The organism is Clostridium cellulovorans 743B (assembly GCF_000145275.1).
Lineage (GTDB): Bacteria > Bacillota > Clostridia > Clostridiales > Clostridiaceae > Clostridium_K > Clostridium_K cellulovorans.
On record NC_014393.1, the window covers coordinates 5,152,376 to 5,173,242 of the forward strand.

Annotated in this window: 19 protein-coding genes and 1 pseudogene; 6 read left to right on the forward strand and 14 right to left on the reverse strand. The window is 29.9% G+C overall.

All coding sequences use genetic code 11. The features are described 5' to 3' along the window. Positions 1-12: 12 nt before the first annotated feature. The 3 genes from CLOCEL_RS21355 to CLOCEL_RS21365 all read right to left on the reverse strand — a co-directional run bounded on the left by CLOCEL_RS21355 (position 13) and on the right by CLOCEL_RS21365 (position 4,073). The gene (locus CLOCEL_RS21355) at positions 13-1,572 is read right to left on the reverse strand and encodes an alpha-amylase family glycosyl hydrolase (protein WP_010074292.1); all 1,560 of its coding nucleotides are present in this window, start codon (positions 1,570-1,572) and stop codon (positions 13-15) included. 200 nt (positions 1,573-1,772) lie between these two features. Next, positions 1,773-2,762, reverse strand: a complete 990-nt coding sequence (locus CLOCEL_RS21360; RefSeq protein WP_010074293.1) for an HD-GYP domain-containing protein — start codon at positions 2,760-2,762, stop codon at positions 1,773-1,775. Positions 2,763-3,083: 321 nt separating this feature from the next. Further along, positions 3,084-4,073, reverse strand: coding sequence for an HD-GYP domain-containing protein (locus tag CLOCEL_RS21365; protein WP_010074294.1), 990 nt, complete (start codon positions 4,071-4,073; stop codon positions 3,084-3,086). Between the two features lie 597 nt (positions 4,074-4,670). Between CLOCEL_RS21365 and CLOCEL_RS21370 the strand changes: the two genes are divergently transcribed. Further along, complete coding sequence (locus CLOCEL_RS21370; RefSeq protein ID WP_010074295.1) at positions 4,671-5,096, forward strand: DUF3237 domain-containing protein; 426 nt, start codon at positions 4,671-4,673, stop codon at positions 5,094-5,096. Between the two features lie 52 nt (positions 5,097-5,148). On the opposite strand, the gene CLOCEL_RS21375 is transcribed toward CLOCEL_RS21370, so the two are convergent. From CLOCEL_RS21375 to CLOCEL_RS21390, 4 genes are all read right to left on the reverse strand, one after another. Further along, a complete protein-coding gene (locus CLOCEL_RS21375) occupies positions 5,149-5,418 on the reverse strand; it encodes a CD3324 family protein (RefSeq protein ID WP_010074296.1) in 270 nt (89 codons plus the stop codon). A 302-nt stretch (positions 5,419-5,720) separates the two neighbouring features. Further along, positions 5,721-6,344, reverse strand: a complete 624-nt coding sequence (locus CLOCEL_RS21380) for a TetR/AcrR family transcriptional regulator (RefSeq protein ID WP_010074297.1) — start codon at positions 6,342-6,344, stop codon at positions 5,721-5,723. Between the two features lie 228 nt (positions 6,345-6,572). Then, positions 6,573-7,799: an endonuclease gene (locus CLOCEL_RS21385; protein WP_010074298.1), complete on the reverse strand. Its 1,227-nt coding sequence runs from the start codon at positions 7,797-7,799 to the stop codon at positions 6,573-6,575. A 433-nt stretch (positions 7,800-8,232) separates the two neighbouring features. Then, positions 8,233-9,096 carry a pentapeptide repeat-containing protein gene (locus CLOCEL_RS21390; protein WP_010074299.1) on the reverse strand — a complete coding sequence of 288 codons (864 nt, stop codon included), beginning with the start codon at positions 9,094-9,096 and terminating at the stop codon, positions 8,233-8,235. Positions 9,097-9,566: 470 nt separating this feature from the next. Here CLOCEL_RS21390 and CLOCEL_RS21395 point away from each other — a divergent pair, with 470 nt between their 5' ends. Both CLOCEL_RS21395 and CLOCEL_RS21400 read left to right on the forward strand, forming a co-directional pair. Beyond that, on the forward strand, positions 9,567-10,016 hold the full coding sequence (locus CLOCEL_RS21395; protein ID WP_010074300.1) for a YsnF/AvaK domain-containing protein: 450 nt from the start codon (positions 9,567-9,569) through the stop codon (positions 10,014-10,016). Positions 10,017-10,092: 76 nt separating this feature from the next. Continuing rightward, on the forward strand, positions 10,093-10,536 hold the full coding sequence (locus CLOCEL_RS21400; RefSeq protein WP_010074301.1) for a YsnF/AvaK domain-containing protein: 444 nt from the start codon (positions 10,093-10,095) through the stop codon (positions 10,534-10,536). A 27-nt stretch (positions 10,537-10,563) separates the two neighbouring features. Here the strand turns inward: CLOCEL_RS21400 and CLOCEL_RS21405 are convergent, their stop codons facing one another. The 3 genes from CLOCEL_RS21405 to CLOCEL_RS21415 all read right to left on the reverse strand — a co-directional run bounded on the left by CLOCEL_RS21405 (position 10,564) and on the right by CLOCEL_RS21415 (position 13,762). Further along, the gene (locus CLOCEL_RS21405) at positions 10,564-11,592 is read right to left on the reverse strand and encodes a threonine aldolase family protein (protein ID WP_010074302.1); all 1,029 of its coding nucleotides are present in this window, start codon (positions 11,590-11,592) and stop codon (positions 10,564-10,566) included. A gap of 481 nt (positions 11,593-12,073) precedes the next feature. Next, the gene (locus CLOCEL_RS21410) at positions 12,074-13,036 is read right to left on the reverse strand and encodes a carbohydrate kinase family protein (protein WP_010074303.1); all 963 of its coding nucleotides are present in this window, start codon (positions 13,034-13,036) and stop codon (positions 12,074-12,076) included. A 162-nt stretch (positions 13,037-13,198) separates the two neighbouring features. Next, positions 13,199-13,762: a PTS transporter subunit EIIC gene (locus CLOCEL_RS21415; RefSeq protein WP_081446467.1), complete on the reverse strand. Its 564-nt coding sequence runs from the start codon at positions 13,760-13,762 to the stop codon at positions 13,199-13,201. Between the two features lie 19 nt (positions 13,763-13,781). Between CLOCEL_RS21415 and CLOCEL_RS23885 the strand changes: the two are divergent. Both CLOCEL_RS23885 and CLOCEL_RS21420 read left to right on the forward strand, forming a co-directional pair. Continuing rightward, positions 13,782-14,227: pseudogene (locus CLOCEL_RS23885) on the forward strand (glycoside hydrolase family protein). Beyond that, on the forward strand, positions 14,214-14,414 hold the full coding sequence (locus tag CLOCEL_RS21420; RefSeq protein ID WP_010074306.1) for a sucrose-6-phosphate hydrolase (Sucrase): 201 nt from the start codon (positions 14,214-14,216) through the stop codon (positions 14,412-14,414). Before CLOCEL_RS23885 ends, CLOCEL_RS21420 begins: the two are co-directional and overlap by 14 nt. A 12-nt stretch (positions 14,415-14,426) precedes the next feature. On the opposite strand, the gene CLOCEL_RS21425 is transcribed toward CLOCEL_RS21420, so the two are convergent. Both CLOCEL_RS21425 and CLOCEL_RS21430 read right to left on the reverse strand, forming a co-directional pair. Then, positions 14,427-15,644: a glycosyltransferase gene (locus CLOCEL_RS21425; RefSeq protein ID WP_010074307.1), complete on the reverse strand. Its 1,218-nt coding sequence runs from the start codon at positions 15,642-15,644 to the stop codon at positions 14,427-14,429. A gap of 202 nt (positions 15,645-15,846) precedes the next feature. Then, entirely contained in the window at positions 15,847-16,902 is a 1,056-nt protein-coding gene (locus CLOCEL_RS21430; protein WP_010074308.1) for an FtsZ/tubulin family protein, read from the reverse strand. A gap of 156 nt (positions 16,903-17,058) precedes the next feature. Between CLOCEL_RS21430 and CLOCEL_RS21435 the strand changes: the two genes are divergently transcribed. Next, positions 17,059-17,895, forward strand: a complete 837-nt coding sequence (locus tag CLOCEL_RS21435) for a helix-turn-helix domain-containing protein (RefSeq protein WP_010074309.1) — start codon at positions 17,059-17,061, stop codon at positions 17,893-17,895. A gap of 106 nt (positions 17,896-18,001) precedes the next feature. Here CLOCEL_RS21435 and CLOCEL_RS21440 read toward each other — a convergent pair whose 3' ends face one another. Together CLOCEL_RS21440 and CLOCEL_RS21445 are read right to left on the reverse strand one after the other, a co-directional pair. After that, the gene (locus CLOCEL_RS21440; protein WP_010074310.1) at positions 18,002-19,480 is read right to left on the reverse strand and encodes a hypothetical protein; all 1,479 of its coding nucleotides are present in this window, start codon (positions 19,478-19,480) and stop codon (positions 18,002-18,004) included. Between the two features lie 231 nt (positions 19,481-19,711). Then, positions 19,712-20,854, reverse strand: coding sequence for a glycerate kinase family protein (locus CLOCEL_RS21445; RefSeq protein WP_010074311.1), 1,143 nt, complete (start codon positions 20,852-20,854; stop codon positions 19,712-19,714). Between the last annotated feature and the right edge of the window lie 13 nt (positions 20,855-20,867).

Below are 20,867 nucleotides of genomic sequence, written 5' to 3' on the forward strand. Positions count from 1 at the left end.
TCTATAGCCAATTTAAGCTAATTTAAATATACTTGCAGAGCAAGGAGGTGCAATAATTGTATCATTCTCTATATTTGCAACTCCATTATTTGAATAAATCACTTCATTACTTGTTGTTTCTATCGTTACTTTAGAAACTGCTTCTTTATTTGAAGGGTTTAATACAATCAGAACACTGCCTTCTTTTCCAGTCCTCTTATACACAAGTGGATATGTTTTTGCCTCTGCACATAAAAATTCTATAGTTGCATTAGAGCAAAGTGGTTCATTTTCAAGTCGTATCTTAATTAATTTCTGCACCTCTTTATATAATGAATTTTCTGTATCTTGTTGATTTTTAACTGTTGGTCTATCCTCTCTTGAATCTTGCATTATATATAAATCTTCTTTCTTAGCATCAGAGAAACCAGCATTCAAGCTATCATCCCATTGCATTGGGCTACGTGACCCAGTTCTGCCATAGCCACCTTCTACAGATACAAGATTTTCTACATAATTCATACCTATTTCATCACCATAATAGATAAATGGCGCTCCTGGCATTGTAAGTAAAAATGCAAAAGCAATTTTTATTTCTTCATCATCAAGTCTCTGTTTTATTCTACCCATGTCATGATTGCCAGAAGGAATGCACATTAACCCTTTGCCATCTGTTAGCTCATAATTTTCCATATATCTATTAACAAACTTAGATATATCTCCTTTCCCTTCTCTTGAGAAATATGGATTTTCTTCACGGAATAAATCTAAATAATGAGATGGCCCAAAATGCAATAAAAAGTCCATATGAAATCCACCCATCAAAGATTTATCAGGCTCTCCCCATTCAGAAATAAGCACTGCATTTGGAAATTCTCTATCAAGAAATGCCCTAAAATTCTGCCACAACTTAATTGTTTCTTTGCTATCAACATCATTTTTAACCAAGGACCCAGCCATATCCACTCGGAATCCGTCACACCCCATGTTTAACCAAAACCTCATTACGTCTTTCATCGCTTCAACAGTAGCAATTACTTCTTTTGAATCAGTAGCGAACTGCCAACTCTTCTCAGGATTTGCAAAGCCATAATTTAATGCTGGCTGTGTTGAGAAAAAGTTTACTGCGCAACTTCCATCTCTTTCTGATATTCCACGAATACATCCTGCAATACTCGTTATATTCTTAAAATCTTCCCAAATACTATCTGTCCATATGTATCTATGAGTATATTCATTTTCATCTGCTTTCATAGACTCCTTAAACCAAGGATGATTAATAGAAGTGTGTCCTGGCACTAGATCTAAGATTACATGAATATTTTTTTCATGGGCTTTTTCAAAAAGTTCCTTTAAATCCTCATTTGTTCCATAACGTGTTGCAACATTAAAATAATCCTCAACATCATATCCTGCATCTGCAAAAGGCGAAGCAAAACAAGGATTTATCCATATTGCATTACATCCTAATTCTTGTATATAACTCAATTTCTCTATAATACCTTGAATATCACCAATTCCATCAGAGTTAGTATCATTAAAACTTTGTGGATAAATTTCGTAGAACACTGCATTATCAAGCCATTTTGACATAATAAACCTCCTAAAAATAATCACTTAATTTATTAAATTTTTCTCTTCATGATAACATAATACCAAAATATATTTATTTACAATTGCAAAATATTCCTCTAAAATAACACAATATTAATTACTTTCTATTTGTAAAAAGAAAAACATCATCCTCTATAAGAACAATGCTTTCTCTGTATTTCTAAAATATACAATTATATTTATTGCAGTATTACTTCCTCTATAAACAAGGTTAGATTTTCTGGCGAAATTAGATTGCAAAACTTATACTGTTCTCGAGTTTTAACAGCCAAAATAGGCCTTATTGTAGAACCAATATTTTGCATAACAACTACTGCTTTTTCCCCATTATTTAATCTCACTTGCAGTCCATTAGGATAACAATAAACAGATTCTACAAAGTCTTTATATATTTCCTTATCGAACTTGTTTACTGCGTCCGCAGTAATTTTTTCTATTGCTACATGCGGCAACATTGCATTTTTTCCATTTATATCATTTATATATTCATCACATATTCCAAGTATTTTAGCAAAATCATGTACCTTTTCACCAGGAAGTCCAAATAGTCCTGAACCATCCTCTCTTTCAAACATATAATATATTGCCATGTATGTAGTTGACATCATTGATGGATTTTTCTTTAATATCTCTCTAGCTTTTCTTACATGAAACTTATCATCAATAAACAATTTACCTAGATCGTGCAACAAAGCAGCTATTCCTAGTTTCATTATCTTCTTTTCATCGTAACCTTTACGAATACCAACCATTATAGCCAAAATTGCTACGTCTAAAGAATGCACAGCCAATTTGGATATATCATCCTTCGCAGCTAAGTTACTTATCATAGTAGCATTCTCTGATAAGTTAATATTTCTCATAATATCAGTAACAACTTCCAATACCTTTACTTCATTGACATATTCTCTTCTTTTCGTATCATCAAAAATTTGTTTCAACACCTTTATCGCGTGAAGCTTTATAGGCGCTTCCAAAACTTCTTGAAGAGTAACTTCATCATTACCATCTTCAATATATACAGTGGTAAATCCCATTCTCTTTAGCTTTGTTATGCAACTGTCAGTTATAATGTTTCCTTTACTTACAAACATAACACCATTTTCTGTATATATAGAATTTGCTAATGTCTTATTAACTAAATTCTTATTTAATAAAACCAATTTCATTTTTATCCCCTCATCAACTACTATTAATTCTTATATTTAGGCTCGAATCAAAACTGCAACAAAATAATTCATTATTTTACATATTATGTTTAGAATTACATATTATCATAAGCATCTTGGCTGAACAACGCTTATTTAGTAAATTTTTTTAAAATAATATACTATTAAGAATAAAATGACATAGCTAATATAATATATTATCGAATCAAAAAGGAACCCCTTGAACCCAAAGGAATTCCTTTTTAGTATTTAAATTTCATATTTCGCAATTTATCTCACATTTATATGGATCTCTTCCTATTTTAAAACCTATAAAACAACTTATTGCATTATAACCTCATCTATGAACAATGTTAAATTTTCTGGCTCAAGTAAATTACAAAACCTATAACTATCTTGTGATTTAACAGCTAAAATAGGTCTTGTAGTAGATTCATTATTTTGCATAACAACCATACCTTTTTGTCCATTATTTAATTTTACTTGTAATCCATTAGGATAACAGTATACAGATTTCAAAAATTCCTTATAGATTGTTTTATCAAATTTATTTACTGCCTCTGCTGTAATTTTTTCTATCGCTACATGAGGAAGCATTGCTTTTTCTCCACTTATATCATGTATGTATTCATTACATATACCAAGTATCTTAGCAAATTCATGTATCTTTTCACCAGGAACTTTGAATAATCCAGATCCATCTTCTCTTTCATACATATAATATATAGCCATATATGTGGTTGATAAAATTGATGGATTCCTTTTTAATATTTCTTGTGCCCTTTTTACATGGTACTTATCATCAGTAAATAAATGTCCTATATCATGTAATAGAGCTGCTGCTCCTAACTTTAATAACCTTGTATCATCATAATTCTTACGTATACCAACCATAATTGTCAAGATAGTTACATCTAAAGAATGAACTGCCAACTTAGAAATTTCATCATTAGGTACGAGATTACTTATCATAGCAGCATTCTCTGATAAATTAATATTACCCATAATATCACGAACAATTTCTGAAACTCTTTTTTCGTTTACATATTCCTTCTTTTTTACTTCTTCAAAAATTTCTTTTATAGCTTTTATTGCTTGAAGTTTGATAGGTGTAGCCAAAACTTCTTGTAGATCAATCTCATCATTATTATCTTCAATATACACAGTTGTGACACCCATTGCTTTTAATCTTGATATAGCTTTATCAGTTATTAAGTTTCCCTTATTAAGAAACATTACTCCATTCTCTGTATATATAGGATTTGCTAAAATCTCACCTATCAATTTATCATTTGTTAACACCAACTTCATTTTTATCACCTCATTAGTACTATCGTTCTTAATTTTAATAAAATTTATATTTAAATTAAATTTTTTCTTCGAATTTTGTCACATTTCGCAACTATGCAAATACATCATTAATTTTTGTACACCTTATGACAAATCCAATACTCATTAGAAATAATTAGTATGAGATGCTTTCACACCTTGCCGTAAAGATTAAATACCCATTTCTAATGTACTGTAAAACCATATTTCCTTCTTGCTTAGTATATCTCTAAAAAAAAATAAATACTCTTATCTTCAGTTATAAAAGAAAGTTTTTAAATTATGCAATTGAACATTTTTTATATGCTTATTTACATACGTGGTTAACTACCTATGAATTTGCTTATTTGCCTCTAATAAAATTAAAAATTATATAGAGTAATAATAATATTGTATATATCAAACAATATGATATACGCTTATTTATTCTTTCGCATTCACAACTTTCTTAAAAATAAATTTCATAATATTAAATGATGATACCGGTAAAATATACTACAGAGATGATTTCGTAAAAACTTAATCTTATTAAAAATAAATATATTCATTAATTATATAAGTCGGGAGGTTCTTAAATATATGTTATTAGAAGCTAATTTAGTTTTGACACTAATTGTAGAAACAGGTGAATCTGAAGAAGTTGGCAATACCCCTAGAGGCTATCTTAAGGTAGTTCCTATTAAAGGTGGATCATTTTTCGGAGTGAATGTTAAAGGAAAAGTCTTACCTGGCGGATATGATTGGAACACGGTTATAAATAATGATACGGAGCATCACCTCTCAAAATATATCTTAAAGACAGATGATGGCACATATATATCTATTGAAAACGAAGGATACTTAGAATTGAAAGAAGAGCATAGTAATAGGATTAAAACTTCATCCCGTTTTGAAGTAACTGAAGGCAAGTATGATTGGTTAAATAGTGGCGTTTATGTAGGAAGCCTAGAAGTAGGTAAAACTGAAAGTCCAAGTAAAAACATTAAGATATTTAAAATGAAATAAGTTTTCTTAAGATTATAATATTAGAGCTGTTTAATATCCTAAACAGCTCCTATTATTTTTTTTTCGAATATACAATTCTTTTAATTGTCTCTTCTGCAAGACAATATTCTATAGCCAGTTGTGAAATTTCCACGCCCTCGCTAAACCTTTGTTTGATTTCCAAATTTCTCTTACCTAGCTCTAATTTACTTCCTGAAAGTTCTCCCCAACTCTTGCGATTATCGCTAGCTTGCGGGATATATACTAATCCACCACTTACATACTTCTGGATTTCCTTTAATAATTCCTGTGGAAATAAATCTATACCATTTTTATACTCCATATCAATATGCTCCTTAAATTCATATATAACGTTTAAGGATGCAAAATCTGTAGTATACTTATTGACTTATATAAATTACATTAACAAAACTTATAACTTATTTTCTAGATATATCATCTAAAATATCAGTGAATATGATAATTTCTAGATTAAATTATCTGTTCACTATTTGTATCTATATCTCAATAAATGGCAACTATAAACACTGTGCAACTGTCACCATCTAGTCATCATACAGACTTTGCACAGCATCTAAGCTTGTTCACTAAATTAATATATAACATTACCATCAAATACACCTCCTAATTTTGAATCTCTATAAATTTTTCTAATTGTTCACCTTCTTTTAGTAGTAATCTATATAAACCTTTTATTCTAGACAAAATTATTTGCTTTGTTTGCTCACTTTTACTAATGAAACTTCGTTTATTAATCCACTTGCTCAACTCACCATGCATATAACTATGTAATATATCATAAATTAGTTTTGCTCTCTCATTAGAGATGTTATTGGCAATTTTTATAAGTTCAGCAAGTTTTGCTCCCGGCCTTTTTAGTATTTCAATAACCCTTGGGGAAGGTTTGCCTCCCATAGGTTCAAACCATATAAAGCTATACCAACCCGGATGATTCATACAAAAGTCAATTAAATTTGAAAAAACTAAAAAGATTTTTCTTTCCTGATTAGTTTCTTCATCTACACCATTGCCACAAAACTCTATCATTATAAGAAGTAACTCTCCTAGTGTCTCCCAAAAGATTTCTTCTAAGCTACTAAAATAATTATATAAATTTGTATGAGCACATCCTACCTTTTTAGCAATAACTCTTAAACTTACATCCTTAATACTTTTATTCTCATCGATTAAGCTTAACGTAGTTTCTAAAATTAATTCCCTACTTATATGTTTTTTGCTATCTTCCATCCCAGTTTCTCCTCTTGTTTATGCTGGTAGTTTTTATCGCTATCATAGTAACATATTAAAGTTTTAATGTAAACATATTCATAAAATAGACTAGTTATCCATAGGTATGATTAATTTTACATAAACTATTACAATTGCTTTGACCTATTTCTAGATAACAAAAGACTATAAGAAAGAGTTATCTTCCTTACAGTCTCAACTCACAATTATTTTATACTAATACACTAATTAGTTCCAAATTTGATTTACCCATTCTGGATGATCAATAAAAGGATTTCTGTTATGTTGATATTTATTAAATATTATATCATTTCTTCTTCTTTCCATATCATCAACAGGGTCTTGTTGATTCCATTGGAGTAATACACTTAATCTTCCCATATATGGATTAGTGCCATTATTAACTTTATCATTTAATTCTAAGTTTGGTTCTCCATTATCGCCTTCATATCTTACAGCCATATAGAATAACATTCTAGCTATATCACCTTTTACAGCATTTCTAGGTTCCCATGAATCACTGTCATATTTGCATAATGTAGCCTCTTTATCTGGAGTTCCACCATTATCAAAGTCAAGATTTCCTCTTGTACTATTTACAGATACATCTGTTGCCCTTAGATGGTGTAAATCTGTTCCTGCGCCTGCTGAAGTACCAAAGTTACCATGAGACTTTGCCCATACATGTTCTCTGTTCCAGTTATCAACACCTGAACCATTTGAAGATTTTGATTGTGAACGTCCTGTATATAATAATATAACATTGTTTGAGTTGTTAGGATCTTGGTCTGTATCCTTTATTCCATTCCAAACAGCTTCATATGATAATTTTGTGTGATCATCAATTATTTCATGAAGTGTTGATTTTAAAGTTGCCCCAGTTTTACCCATAGCTGAAGCATAGTATGTAGTATCATATGATGTTGTGCTTCCGCTTGTAGTACCACCAGTGTTTCCACCTGTAGTACCACCAGTGCTTCCGCCGCTTGTATTATCATCTGAAGAAGTCACCTTAGCTATACCAGTAATACTTTTTATTCCTGCATGAGCAAAATATGCAGTTAGTGTTCCTGTAACCTTAACTTGAGTTCCTTTTAAACTAGGATTTGTTTTTAATCCAAATGTAGCTTGATATGTAGTAGAAATTTGAACATAAATCATGCTTGAAGTATTCGTTTCTGTTGCACTATCAGCAATTGCTATAGCCGTATTCCCTGTAAATCCACTTTTTAGAACTGTTGTAGTAGTTGTTGGTTGTCCAACTACGTAACCCTGAACAGTTTTTACAGTACTAGTTTGATTTGCTATTGCCTGTGCCACAGAGTATGGAGATGTACTTGTACCAGTTCCTGTTATTGAGTATGCAGTTTTAGTTATAGAACTAGAAAAAACTACAACTAAAGCAAGTACAAGTGAAAGTATAAAACCTTTCCTTTTAAATGTTGTGATTTTCAATTGTTAGCCCTCCTAAGATATTTATTATAAAATCTATTTTATGAGTTCAGCACAACCTTATCCTAGTCATAAAATAGTCTTTCCCATAAACATAAACTCTTGTATTTACATCACTTAATATTATGCTTCATTTCAAATTTAATCTATAACATGAACATTATAACATCGTGACATAAAAAAGTTAACAATTCCAATAAACATTTAACTTATTATTTAACATAACTATATTTATAAAAACTCATAATAACTAAAAGTAATCTAAAAGTATATATTCATTCCTAAACCCTCTGGTAAAATAGTTCTTTCCGTTAATCTTTTTAAATATCTGCAACTTCAATATCAATTTCTAACGCTTTTCGTTGCAATTCTTGCAGCTGAATTTACCATGTGATTCTATATTAATTATAGGCACAAAACAATTTTTAGACTAGTTCTATTTAGACCAATATTGAGGGCGTGTCAATGACTTAGGTAATCTTGTTTTTGAATCTCCCTTAGCTGTATTAACCTGAGCTTGAGTTATAAATAAGCTATTTTCAAGATTGGTACCTCTTATATCTGCATCTCTTAAATCCGCTCCAATTAGATCTGCATAACTTAAATCAACATCACTAAGATTCGCTGCGATAAGGAATGCTCCTCTTAGATCTGCTCCTCTAAGGTTTGTTTTTCTAAGGTCAGTACCAATTAAATCTAACCTTCCTGCAATTGTTTTCTTACGTTTCAAAGAAGTTTTTTGACCTTTTAAAACTTTTGTGCGGAGAAACTCACTAGTCTGATGAAGTAGAGAATTAACCTGATTCCTATGTAAATCTATATCTGTAACTAGTAAAGAATTAGGGTCAAGATGAGTAAGTCTTTCCGTTTCGTTTATCATATAATTAATTTTATCTTTGATATTATTATCTGTTTGTTTTATATAAGCGTTTGTTAAATACCATAACATTTCATGTAGTTGTCTCATAACCAAAAAAACTTGAAACATTTGTTTTGATAATTCTTTATTTTGCTGCCAGTTCTCTCCTCTATATGTACCTTGTGCAACTCTTTGCCCTGCTCCAAAACAATCATAAGCAGTACATCCTTTAAGGCCCTTATTCCTAAGGTCTTTGTGGATAGCACAGCTAAAATCCTTACATAAGTTTATACATGGTTCTCCTGCCTCTTTGTCAGTAGGAAATCCATCTGAAGCTGAAAAATACAATGCAATGCAACAAAATCCAAAGCACTTTTTGCAATCAATCCTTAAATCTTTGTATAACTCTATCTCTAATTTCCCTCTATTTTCTTTTGACATAATTAATCTCCTTCTTTGATTCGCAACTAATTAAATTTAAATATACAGTTTTAACTATAAAAATAGGAAACACTATAACCAATTCAAGTACAAGTGCTAATGAAACTTATTCAATCTGACTTTGAAAATTAGCCCTCCTAATAGCATTACTATCAAAATTATACCATTTACCAATATAAAAATTGATAATTCCAATAAATATTTAAATATTTATTCTTCCTAAAACATTTTTACAAATTATATAACTTGTAATACTGAAATTACATCGAAGTATCGTGATATATTTGGGAATAAATTAAGTTATGAATACTCTTTATTTGAATATCTACATTTAAAACAAAAGTAACAAATTTTTCAAACACCTCGTACCTATATATTGCTTTTATATCCAACCTTAGTACAGGATATTAACAGTTTTTCAGGACAACATATAAATGCAGAAAATTTATTGATATATGGAGGTATAGGTGATGAGTATATTCGGAGGAATTTTTGGTGACAGTGATGATGATAATATAAAAAAAACTACTGATGATGCAAAACTTCAACTACGTAAAGAAGAACTTAATGTGGAAAAAAGTAAAATTCAAAAGGGCGAAGTAGAGTTTGGTAAAGAGATTATTGAAGAGCATAAAGAATTAGATATCCCTGTATCTCGTGAAGAAGTAGTAATAGAAAGAAGATCTTTAGATAATGAGTCAACTGATTCTCCTATAGCTAACGAAGAAACTATTCGAATACCTGTCACTGAAGAAAAAGTTAATGTAGGAAAGCGTACTGTAATAACAGGAGAAGTTTCAGCTCATAAACGCACCCTTGAAGAAACAGAGCATATAAATGAGACTGTTAGAAGAGAAGAAGCTAGAGTAAATACAATCGGTGATGCAGACATAATTGATACAGATAATAACGAATACTAATATTATATATTTAAAACACCTCGGAAATTTACTTTTATTCGCGAGGTGTTTTAAAAAATAATTGGGGGATAATCAAATGTCAAATAATTTAATAAGTACTAATAAACAAATGGATACCTCAAATATAAATACCTCTGAGGATAAATCAAACATAACTTTAAAGCTTAAAGAAGAGCAACTTGATGTTGTAAAAGAATGGATAACAATAGGAGAGGTGAATATTTATAGACACACATTCTCTGAAGAAAAAAATTTTACTATTCCTATTAATCGAGAAGAATTAATAATAGAGAAAAAAAATCTTGGATCACCTAATCCTAAAAATAACTATACCCAAGAGGAAATTATCAGAATACCACTTAGTGAAGAACAAATTGAATTTTCAAAACACAAAGTTAACTTAGAGGATATATCTCTCTATATAGATACTCTTCAAAATACACAACATATTGAAGAAACATTAAAAAAAGAACAACTAAAAATAAAAGTCTTAGGCTCACCAAAAATCTCAGATAATTGAGGATTATCTGAGATTCATTGTTGCAACTTATATAGTTAAACTCTTCAGATCTTCAATGAAAGCTTTAACTGCATCTTCTTTTGTTGCCCAAGATGTTACAAGACGAATTGATGAGTTTTCATCATCAACCTTTGACCACATATAAAATGAATACTTTTCTTGTAGCTTTTCAATTACCTTATTTGGTAGGATAGGGAATACTTGATTAGATGGCGAATGTACTAAAAATTTATATCCCATAGTTTCAATTTCATTGATAAGTAAAGTTGCTAGTTTATTTGCATGGGATGCAAGGTCAAAATATAATTTATCTCTAAAAAGCTCAAGGAACTGTATACCTAAAAGCTTACCTTTGGCTAACATAGCTCCTTTTTGTTTTATGTGAAATCTAAAATCTTCTTTTAAAGCTTCTTTACATATTACTAAAGCTTCTCCAAGCAATGCTCCATTTTTGGTACCTCCAATATAGAAAGCATCAGCTAATCTAGCAAGATCTGACATTTTTAAATCATTCTCTTCTGAACACAAAGCAGATCCAAGTCTCGCACCATCAATATACAGAATTAAGTTGTTTTCCTTACAAAAACCACTTAGCTCTTCTAGTTCTTGCTTTTTATATATGGACCCTATTTCTGTAGAATTTGATATGTACACAAGCTTAGGCTTTACCATATGTTCATCTGTATGCATCTCAAGAACATTCTTTACGTGCTCCACCCTTAACTTTCCATCTTCTACTTCAACAGAAATCACCTTATGTCCAGTAGCTTCAATAGCGCCAGTTTCATGTACAAGGATATGTCCTGTATCTGCAGAGATTACCGCCTCATGTGGTCTCAAAAATGCTGAAATAACTGTGAGATTAGTTTGAGTCCCTCCTACTAAAAAATGAATATCTATATCCTTAGATTCAATTTCCTCTTTTAACAGTTCTATAGCTTTGATTGAATAATGGTCTTCACCATATCCCTCATTCTGCTCAAAGTTTGATTCTAACAATGCATTCAATATTCTTGGATGAGCACCTTCACTATAATCATTTTTAAAACTGTACATGTATTGTCCCTCCTCATTAGTTGCTTTCTTAACTTTATTCAATATCTTTAAAATTTAAAATATAAAAATTACATTTTCCCTAACATTCTTTTATTTATTAGACTTATCATATCATGTTATTTCCTCAATGAGGAATCATTTTTATACTTTTATTGTCGTATTAATTTATTTTTATAAAAATTTTCATTGACACTTAAAGGCGATTATATATATCGACGTATAATAAAAGGAAAGTCGCAAAACTATCGATCCAATAATTTTACCACTTTCCCTTTAAAATATTTCTACTGCAATTTCATTTATATAAGCTTCAATAATGTTTATGAATTAACTATACTTATTACTTATGAACTCAGTGTAAACTTTTAATCTTAATGACAACTTTTGTTTCATCCTTTAATAAATACATTTACTCTTCATCTTAACAATTCTTCAACTTTTATTAATGTAAATAATGATTATTTTAGTATTTAAAATAAACTTACTCTTCTATAAAGCTACGTACCTCATCTAATGTTGGAATCGCTGCGATTGCTCCAAGCTTTGTACAAACTATTGCACCAACTATGTTGCCAAATTGAATAATCTTTTTAAAGTTTGAAAAGGTTCTTACAACTTCTTTTGAAGACTCTTCTAAAGATAATTTATATAAAGTTGCTCCAACAAAAGCATCTCCTGCGCCTGTAGAATCAATTGATTTTATCTTTATACTTTGTATTATTTCTAAATTAGTGCCATCAGTAATCATCGTTCCTTCTTTACCAAGAGTTATAGCAACAGTCTTTGCACCCCAAACGCATAAGTCTTTAGCAGCTTCTTTCAAATCTTCTTTTCCTGTTAAAATCTTAGCTTCCTCATCGCTTACTTTAACAAAGTCTGCATACTTTAAACATTCTTTTGCAGCATCTATGAACTCATTATCTCGTCCTTTCCATAAATCAACTCTATAGTTTGGATCGAAAGAAATGAATAAATTAAGTTCTTTAGCTTTCATCATTGACTTTAAGTAGGTTTCTTTAAGTTCTCCACCTAATAATGCAGTAGCTGAACCAAAATGGACTATTTCATAATCATTTAACAGCTGATATTCTTTATCACTTAAACAAAAATTCTCATCTGCACCTCTATTAAATATAAAATCTCTCTCGCCATTTTCTTTTAATGAAACAAACGCAAGAGTAGTATTTTGTTTTTCCAAAACCTTTAACAAAGATGTGTCTACAGCTACGTCATCTAAGGTCTTCTTTAAAAATAACCCAAATGCATCAGCACCTACACTTCCACCAAAGGTTGCACTTCCGCCAAGCTTTGATATAGCCGCTGTAACATTAGCAGGTGCTCCTCCAGCTTTCTTTATAAAATTTGTACCTTCAATTAAAGAATTATCTATATCTGAACATATAAAATCAATTAATAATTCGCCTATACATAATATTTTTTTCATATTATTATCTCCTTTTATTAATAGCACACAGAATTAGACTAAACTAAATTTATATTAATCCATGTATGTTTTATAGTAAAGTTATTTGGTACTATTTTATCAACTTGCAACTAATAGAAAAGCATACCCTAAATTGTTAGAGTATGCTTTTCTTAATTATCCTTAAGCTTCTTCATCCTTAAAGCCTAGAATTAATGTTCCAATGAATGCTGCAGCAAAAGCTAAAATCATACCTATGATATAATGCATCATAGATGACCCTGATACTATTACAATACCTGGTATACCAGTCACACCCAGTCCATTCATTGCAACTTTCATCAATACCATATATCCACCACCAAGAGCACCACCAATAGCTGCTGCAATAAATGGTTTAACAAATCTTAGGTTAACTCCAAAGATAGCTGCTTCAGTAATTCCTAATAAACAGAATAATGAAACTGGAGCTGCGATTGCTTTAATTTTTTGATTTTTAGTTTTGAAGTATAATGCAAGTGAAGCACCACCTTGTTCAACATTTGCCATTACCCATATTGGTAATAAGAAGTTTATTACCATATCTTTATTATCTACTAATCCTACTTCTACAGCATGGAAGCTATGATGAATACCTGTTATAACTAGTGATGGTGGTGGGCTTAGTATCGTGGAAAATTCAAAATCTAATGATAATAGAACAATTTTAGATGCGAAAGAAGGACAATTAGAAAAACTAATTAATATTACAAAAAGAGTTCTCTAGATGCCAAATTTTCATATTCATTCACAATGTGGTTTAATAAATGACTCTGATGCTCTTTGCCATTACAATGGAGAGTACTACGTTTTTTACCAATGGTATTCCTTTGGACCGACACACGTTTTAAAACATTGAGCTCCTGTAAAATCAAAAGACTTAATCCATTGGAATCATATTTTGGTAGCAATAATCCCTACTGAAGAATATAACCGTAATGGTCCATATTCTGGTAATAGACTAATAAAGATAATAAGGTTTATTTATATTATACTGGTAATATAAAATACTCAAGTACTAACAGAACAGCTAACCAATGCTTAGCTATAATAAACTATGACTATCCAATAGAAAAGTCATCAGAAAATCCTTTAATTAAAGAATTTCCAGATAGTTATACTGGCCATGTAAGAGATCCTAAGGTTTGGATGGGTTGGTATGCCAGAAATTGATTATCCTTTAGATAAAAATATGGGGGCTCATTATTTAACAATTCCAAGAGAGTTAACTTTAGAAGGAAATACTCTAAAACAAAAGCCAGTTGAAGAACTAATTTTATTTAATAATATATATATAAATAAAGGCTTAAATCTCTCACATTTGAAGATTCAAGCCTGTATATGTTGTAATTATAGCTAATGACTATATGTATTAAACTACTTCTTCTTTACTATTCCGCATGCCTCTCATTATCTCATAAACTCTAAGTATTTCATCTGCTCTATTTTCCCAAGTATTATACTTCGATGTTATTTCCAATGCATTATTTGCTATACGTAATCTTTCTTGCTCATTCTCTAAATAGTATTTAACCTTATCCACCATATCCTGATAATTATTTATATCATAGAAAACTATACTTTCTCCATCTTGATAAATGTTATATGAATAGTTATTATAATTTGCTACTACTAATGCACCATTGAGCATCGCTGAAAATACTCTCTCATGGCTTCCATTTTTAAAGCAAGGAACATCATGAATTATTATTTTAGACTTTGCCATAACATCTAATACTTCTTCGTAGCCAATCGAACCATGATATATAAAATTTCTATACTTCCTTAATTCTTCATTTTCACAATTTCCAAAATAGTTAACTTGTATATCGTTTTTTAGTAACCATAACACTGATTCATATCTTGTTTTTGCTCTTAACCTAAGATCTACTTGAATATATATATATCTTATTATCTCTTTAAACTGATCCATCTTTATTAATTCATCTGGAAGAACCATGTCCTTTATTATACCTTCTAGATGTTCGTCCAAAGTTTTGCAATAATCTTTGCTTGCTTTTTCATACAATTTTTTTGCAATTTTCCCCAGTTCATCACCAATGTATTGGTCCACTACATTATCTATGTTAAGATAGCGTTCATCCAACCCACCAATTACTACAACATCATACTCTTTTTTAATATAACTATTTTTTGCGTAGCTTCCACCATGCATTAGGTGCGTAAATATATTTTCACTATTTATATACTTCTCTGCTGTTGCTATGGCTCCTTCATCATACATACTATAAAATATATTTTTAGGTTTTGTTCTTACTATTCTCTCATACTGATGGAAAGGATGATCTATTAACAAAGCTCCAAAAATCACCTTAAACTTATGAAATAATTCATTGTCTCCAATAAACCCAACTCCATTAAATGTTAGAACCAAATCAACAGATTCGTCAATCTTAAAAATCTTTGCAAGCTCTAACTCATCTCCACGTTTATCCTCTTCTATTTCTAGCCCTACTATGTCCATTATCTCCACATGATGACCTCTTTTTCTAAAAACCTGTACTAATTCATCTACAAAATAACTTACAACACCATAATTGAAATTTCCTTTGTACATAACTATATTCATATTAAAATCACCGTTTCTATACCTTCCTAGTAATATATCTTATGGACAAAGCAATATATTATTGCTTTTATCTGAACTACATACATTAGTGTAATCTAAATTTAAAGCAGTAACTTAATTTGCCCACCTTCCAGTCGTAATGTATTTGTACTTTATATTACCATTGTATAGATATATCTGGTTATGTTCAACTAGGTGATATTTAAAAAGCATAATTATCTTCAAATAAGTCATTTAATTCACTGTTATTTAACCCATCTATATCTTCTTTATTATCTATACCATCTGTATCTATATCAATAATAACACTTCTTTTTTTATTTCTTGATAATTTTCTTTTGTTTTTTTCGTCTAAAGCCATTTTAATTAAGTTTATTGATTCTGTTGGAGTTTCACATCCTCCAAGGACTACTATGTTATTCTTGTTATTATATGTAATATATGTACTTTTATAAACCTCAAATAATTTAGAAACTTCATATGGATCATATCCATCAACCTTCAAATTAATACCTAAGTAATCGCAATAATATACATCTGGTTGAACAAAAACACTATTTTTTATAGCCAAATCAATAGCAGTTTTTACATCTTTTAAACCATCATATAACTTTAAAATAAGACCTGATCCTTCTGCTGTGTTTATTCTAAATGAATCTTTATTATCAATACTACCATCTGCATGAATACCTATTATATTATAAGCTAAATCTAAACTCTCAATTACTTCATTGTTAATTTCTTTATATGTATTTCTCTTATTGTTGTCTACAAATTTTACGTCACTTATTAAATCCATTATACTATTTATATCATTCCAACATTCGATAGTGTTCTTAAATGCCAATTCATCTTCCTTTAGGCTAGGTAAAATTGCTACTACATTTACCTTTGCCTTTGGTAATACTTTTTTCACTATTTGTATAAAGGTTTTTACTGCCCCAGAACCTGTTCCCCCTGCCATAGTTGTAAATACAACAACAACTTCTGTTAAAGGATATTTACTTAGCAATGTTCCTATAGAATTTACATTATCTTTTATCATTTCCTTAGACTTATTTCTATCTCTTCCTGAACCATCTGTACCTGGATAAAGATATACGTTCTTTGACATATCTGCATTTTTTAACGGCTTAATATCAAACAAACTACTATTTAGAAATAAACCATTATATCTAGGATTTCTACTCAATAACCCATCTACTATATTTCCCGCGCCTTGTCCTAATGAAACTAATAACATCTTACCTTTTTCCATGATTACTCTCCCTTGTTATATTGTATAATATATATTATCGAAACAAGTTACACTGAACTTTATATATTTTTGTATTTTTTTCAAAAAAATTCCAAATAAACACTTAAGTTTATATCCTCACTCTTCGAAAAAAGAAAAGAGGGGGAATTTATTATTATGGAATTTAAGGATAAATTTGTAAATTCAGAGAAAACTAATAAAAAAATTCAAAACAAAAAAAGAGGCGAAATACTGTATTATTCTATTAATCAAGTAGCTGATTTATTAAACGAAAGTATTGACAATATAAAATACTATACAAATATATTTGATGATCTTTTGAAAATCTCGATAGTTGATAAAGAATTACATTTTACTAATAATGATGTTGATAATTTAGAATTTTTGATTAAGTTGAAAAATAGAGGCATGACTCTTAAAGAGATTCAAGATTATTGCAGTGAATTACCTTTAAGTGATGCTGAAGCAGAAACTACAGAAAGTAACTTACTATCTGTTGAAGAGCTTATTAACTTAATTAAAGAAGAACAAAAAATTCAACTTAAAGATTTTAAAGACCAATTAATTAGTGATATACAAAACTTAAATTCATTACATCTTCAAAATATTAGTTCATCAATTATTGAAGCTCAAAACAAAACTCTTAATGAATTTAAGGAAAACTTATTCAATGAAATTATCGAACAATTAAATTCTAAATTCTCTAACGCTAATGAAGTTAACTTAGATTTAAATGAGAAATTTGTTGCTGCTACCACAGACTTTGTTTCTGAAATAGTTGATAGCAAAAGTGAAGATTTAAAACTTAGCTTACATAATGATTTTAACACTTTTACACAATCATCTTTAGATGTAAATGAGCGTTTAATAAAAGAAGTTAAAGACTTTAAAGGAGTCATTCAAGACGCTTACTATATCCAACAAGAAATGGAAATAGAAAGCACTAATGCAGGTTTTCTAAGCAAATTCATGAATTTAGTTAAACCTAAATAGTATTAATAGAAAACTCAAGCATTCACATATCACTTTCTTAAGTATCGTATAATTAAATCTATATACCATTAATAAAAAACCGTACTTGATAGCACGGTTTTTTATGTTAATTAATACCTATATCGTTATTTAGCATTCTCGTAAATTTCTTAGCGCCTTTATAATTTAAGTGAGATACATCTATAAAATCTGAATCTTCAAACTCATTAGAATAGTAATAATCGAAAAATTGAAACTCATATTTTAAGGATATTTCATTTATTATCTCATAAAATTCTTGCTGCAATTTCTTAGGCGTAAATGCTTGATATATCTTTGTAGTTGGACATACAATTACTATTGGTTTAATTGAATTAGCTTCTAAAAAGCTTAAATAATCCTCTAATATTCGTTTGTTTTCTATAACTGTTTTAGGATAATCTTTTTTATAATCCCTTTTTATAAATTCAATGTCAGCTAAAAGCTCTTCGTTAGTTCGTGATTGACAATTATATTCTTTCATACTGCTACTATCTATTACTTTATCATAATAATTGCGCACAAGATTGAAAGCTTCATTTAAATGTTCTTTCTTCAATATTTTTTCTTGAATGTATTCTAATTGATTTTGGTAAGTTAGGTATGTACCCGCTAGTTTATTATTATGCATTTTTTTCGTTATTGGATAATAATAGTTTACCCTAGCTTCATTTGCGCTTAGAGATAAATCATAATGAAAACTATAATAACCAAGTCCAATAATTGCATATTTAAGATTTTCTTTCACTTCTTTATAATTATATGCATACTTAAACATTTCAAAGTCATAAAATAAATCCTGACCTGGATACGCAAGATTTAAAAAATTCCCACTTAATATGCTTGTATCTACACCTTTTTGAACATATGATAATCCTGTCAAAATACCCGTAAAATTCTTTTCTTCTGCTAGAAAATCTAGGTGCTTACAAAAAAATTCAGGACTAGATATAATCAGATTCTTAAAAAAGTTATAATCAATTAATTGTTCATCCTTGATAATCCCACTTTGTTTTATTTTATCAACAATTTCATTATTATTACAAACACTAAACACATAATCAAAAAGTGCTGACGAAATACTCTCTATTCCATAAATAATCTTTCCATTTAAATATGACCCTACATTTTCACCATTGTCACTTATATAGAAAACAATATCTGCTTTATCCAAATCAATAATTTTATCTATAATAGTACAAATTTCATTTATACCAAAAACAATTATTTTATACTTTAAGTTCTCCCTTAGCATTGAAGCCCATTTCTCATATGCATTATTAATTTCAGGTAACAACAATAAAAAATCAGATCGATTATCTTGATTTATTAACTCAACAGATTTTACAAGTAAATCACTTAACTGTTCAGAACTTTCACCTAAAATCTCTTCAATACGCTCATCATTATAAGCCTTTCTAATTTCATCTATAGATACAAAATATTCAATAAACTTATTAAAACTATCACAAAACAGTTCCATATCTTGTGTTTCATTTATCACCAAAAGAGATTCTTCACTCTCTTTAAGAAATTCTAATATTTTATTCTTATAAGCTAATCCCATCCTATCCCCTCATTCTTATATATTTCTCCATAAATAACTTCAATATTCCTCCAAGTGATATCTTCTAAGTACCTTGGGATCAAAATTTTCTCATTTCTTACTTAATACATATAGAAACTCAGTCTTACGTCAATACTTAGCCCAATTTGCAAACTATCACTATGTAAATTTTTTCTTGCAATGTTATTATCGATAACTCTTATAGATAACTATAGTCCAAACTATGTTTTTCTAAATTAAATTTATTAACCTTATAATATTTTCAGCCGTCTTTTCTATATTTTCTGGTCCTTTTGACAATGCATCTTTTAAAGATGTGGCTCCCTTAGTAATTCCAAAAACTGAGTCTATACCCATTTGATATAATACATCTATCTCTTCACCAACCATACCAGCTAGTGCTACTACTGGCTTATTATATTTTTTTGCAACTCTTGCAACCCCTATTGGCGTTTTTCCATACTGAGTTTGGGAATCTATACTTCCTTCTCCAGTCCAGACCATATCAGAATTCTTAACTTTATCTTCAAGTCCAGAATACCTTATTACCATCTCTATACCACGTTTCAGCCTACCGTTCATAAATGCCATCAATCCTGCACCAAGCCCTCCAGCAGCACCGCCACCAGGTATATCAATTACATCTTTACAAAGTTGCTCTTTAATAATCAATGCAAAATGTTTTAGATTTTCGTCTAATATTTTTACCATTTCAATTGTCGCTCCTTTTTGAGGTCCAAAAACCTCAGAAGCTCCTCTTTCTCCACACAGCGGATTTGTTACATCACAAGCAACTTCTATAATAATCTCTTGCAATCTTTTATCTAGGTTCTCTATATCAATTCTAGCTAAGCATCCCAGTTCTCCACCACCATAACCAATTTCCTTTCCATTAGTGTCTAACAATTTGCCACCTAATGCTTGGATGGCTCCTGCTCCACCATCATTAGTTGCACTTCCCCCAATTCCTATTAATAACTTTTTTACTCCATTATCTAAACATGCTTTAATAAGCTGTCCTGTCCCATATGTCGTTGTTATAAGTGGATTTCTTTTATCCTTAGGTACAAGTTGAATTCCACTAGCACTAGCCATTTCTAATACTCCTGTTTCATTATCACCAAGAATACCATACTGTGCATCAACTTCATTTCCAAGAGGTCCAACTACCTTCCTCGAATATACCTTTCCCCCTGTGGCATCCACCAAAGATTGCATTGTTCCTTCTCCACCATCAGCCATTGGCACATGAATGCAAGTTATATTTCTATTTACTTTTTTTATACCCCTTTCCATTGCTTCACAGACTTCTTTCGCAGCCATACTTTCTTTAAAAGAATCTGGCGCAAGTACAATAACTAAATCCCGCTTCATTCCATCCCTCCAA

Bases quoted from the DNA above. Each gene is read 5' to 3' on its own strand.
- CLOCEL_RS21440 (WP_010074310.1), bottom strand. From the start codon at position 19,480: ATGGGATTAGCTTATAAGAATAAAATATTAGAATTTCTTAAAGAGAGT.
- CLOCEL_RS21380 (WP_010074297.1), bottom strand. From the start codon at position 6,344: ATGGAAGATAGCAAAAAACATATAAGTAGGGAATTAATTTTAGAAACT.
- CLOCEL_RS21395 (WP_010074300.1), top strand. From the start codon at position 9,567: ATGAGTATATTCGGAGGAATTTTTGGTGACAGTGATGATGATAATATA.
- CLOCEL_RS21360 (WP_010074293.1), bottom strand. From the start codon at position 2,762: ATGAAATTGGTTTTATTAAATAAGAATTTAGTTAATAAGACATTAGCA.
- CLOCEL_RS21370 (WP_010074295.1), top strand. From the start codon at position 4,671: ATGTTATTAGAAGCTAATTTAGTTTTGACACTAATTGTAGAAACAGGT.
- CLOCEL_RS21375 (WP_010074296.1), bottom strand. From the start codon at position 5,418: ATGGAGTATAAAAATGGTATAGATTTATTTCCACAGGAATTATTAAAG.
- CLOCEL_RS21435 (WP_010074309.1), top strand. From the start codon at position 17,059: ATGGAATTTAAGGATAAATTTGTAAATTCAGAGAAAACTAATAAAAAA.
- CLOCEL_RS21410 (WP_010074303.1), bottom strand. From the start codon at position 13,036: ATGAAAAAAATATTATGTATAGGCGAATTATTAATTGATTTTATATGT.
- CLOCEL_RS21365 (WP_010074294.1), bottom strand. From the start codon at position 4,073: ATGAAGTTGGTGTTAACAAATGATAAATTGATAGGTGAGATTTTAGCA.
- CLOCEL_RS21405 (WP_010074302.1), bottom strand. From the start codon at position 11,592: ATGTACAGTTTTAAAAATGATTATAGTGAAGGTGCTCATCCAAGAATA.
- CLOCEL_RS21390 (WP_010074299.1), bottom strand. From the start codon at position 9,096: ATGTCAAAAGAAAATAGAGGGAAATTAGAGATAGAGTTATACAAAGAT.
- CLOCEL_RS21400 (WP_010074301.1), top strand. From the start codon at position 10,093: ATGTCAAATAATTTAATAAGTACTAATAAACAAATGGATACCTCAAAT.
- CLOCEL_RS21430 (WP_010074308.1), bottom strand. From the start codon at position 16,902: ATGGAAAAAGGTAAGATGTTATTAGTTTCATTAGGACAAGGCGCGGGA.
- CLOCEL_RS21445 (WP_010074311.1), bottom strand. From the start codon at position 20,854: ATGAAGCGGGATTTAGTTATTGTACTTGCGCCAGATTCTTTTAAAGAA.
- CLOCEL_RS21425 (WP_010074307.1), bottom strand. From the start codon at position 15,644: ATGAATATAGTTATGTACAAAGGAAATTTCAATTATGGTGTTGTAAGT.
- CLOCEL_RS21420 (WP_010074306.1), top strand. From the start codon at position 14,214: ATGCCAGAAATTGATTATCCTTTAGATAAAAATATGGGGGCTCATTAT.
- CLOCEL_RS21355 (WP_010074292.1), bottom strand. From the start codon at position 1,572: ATGTCAAAATGGCTTGATAATGCAGTGTTCTACGAAATTTATCCACAA.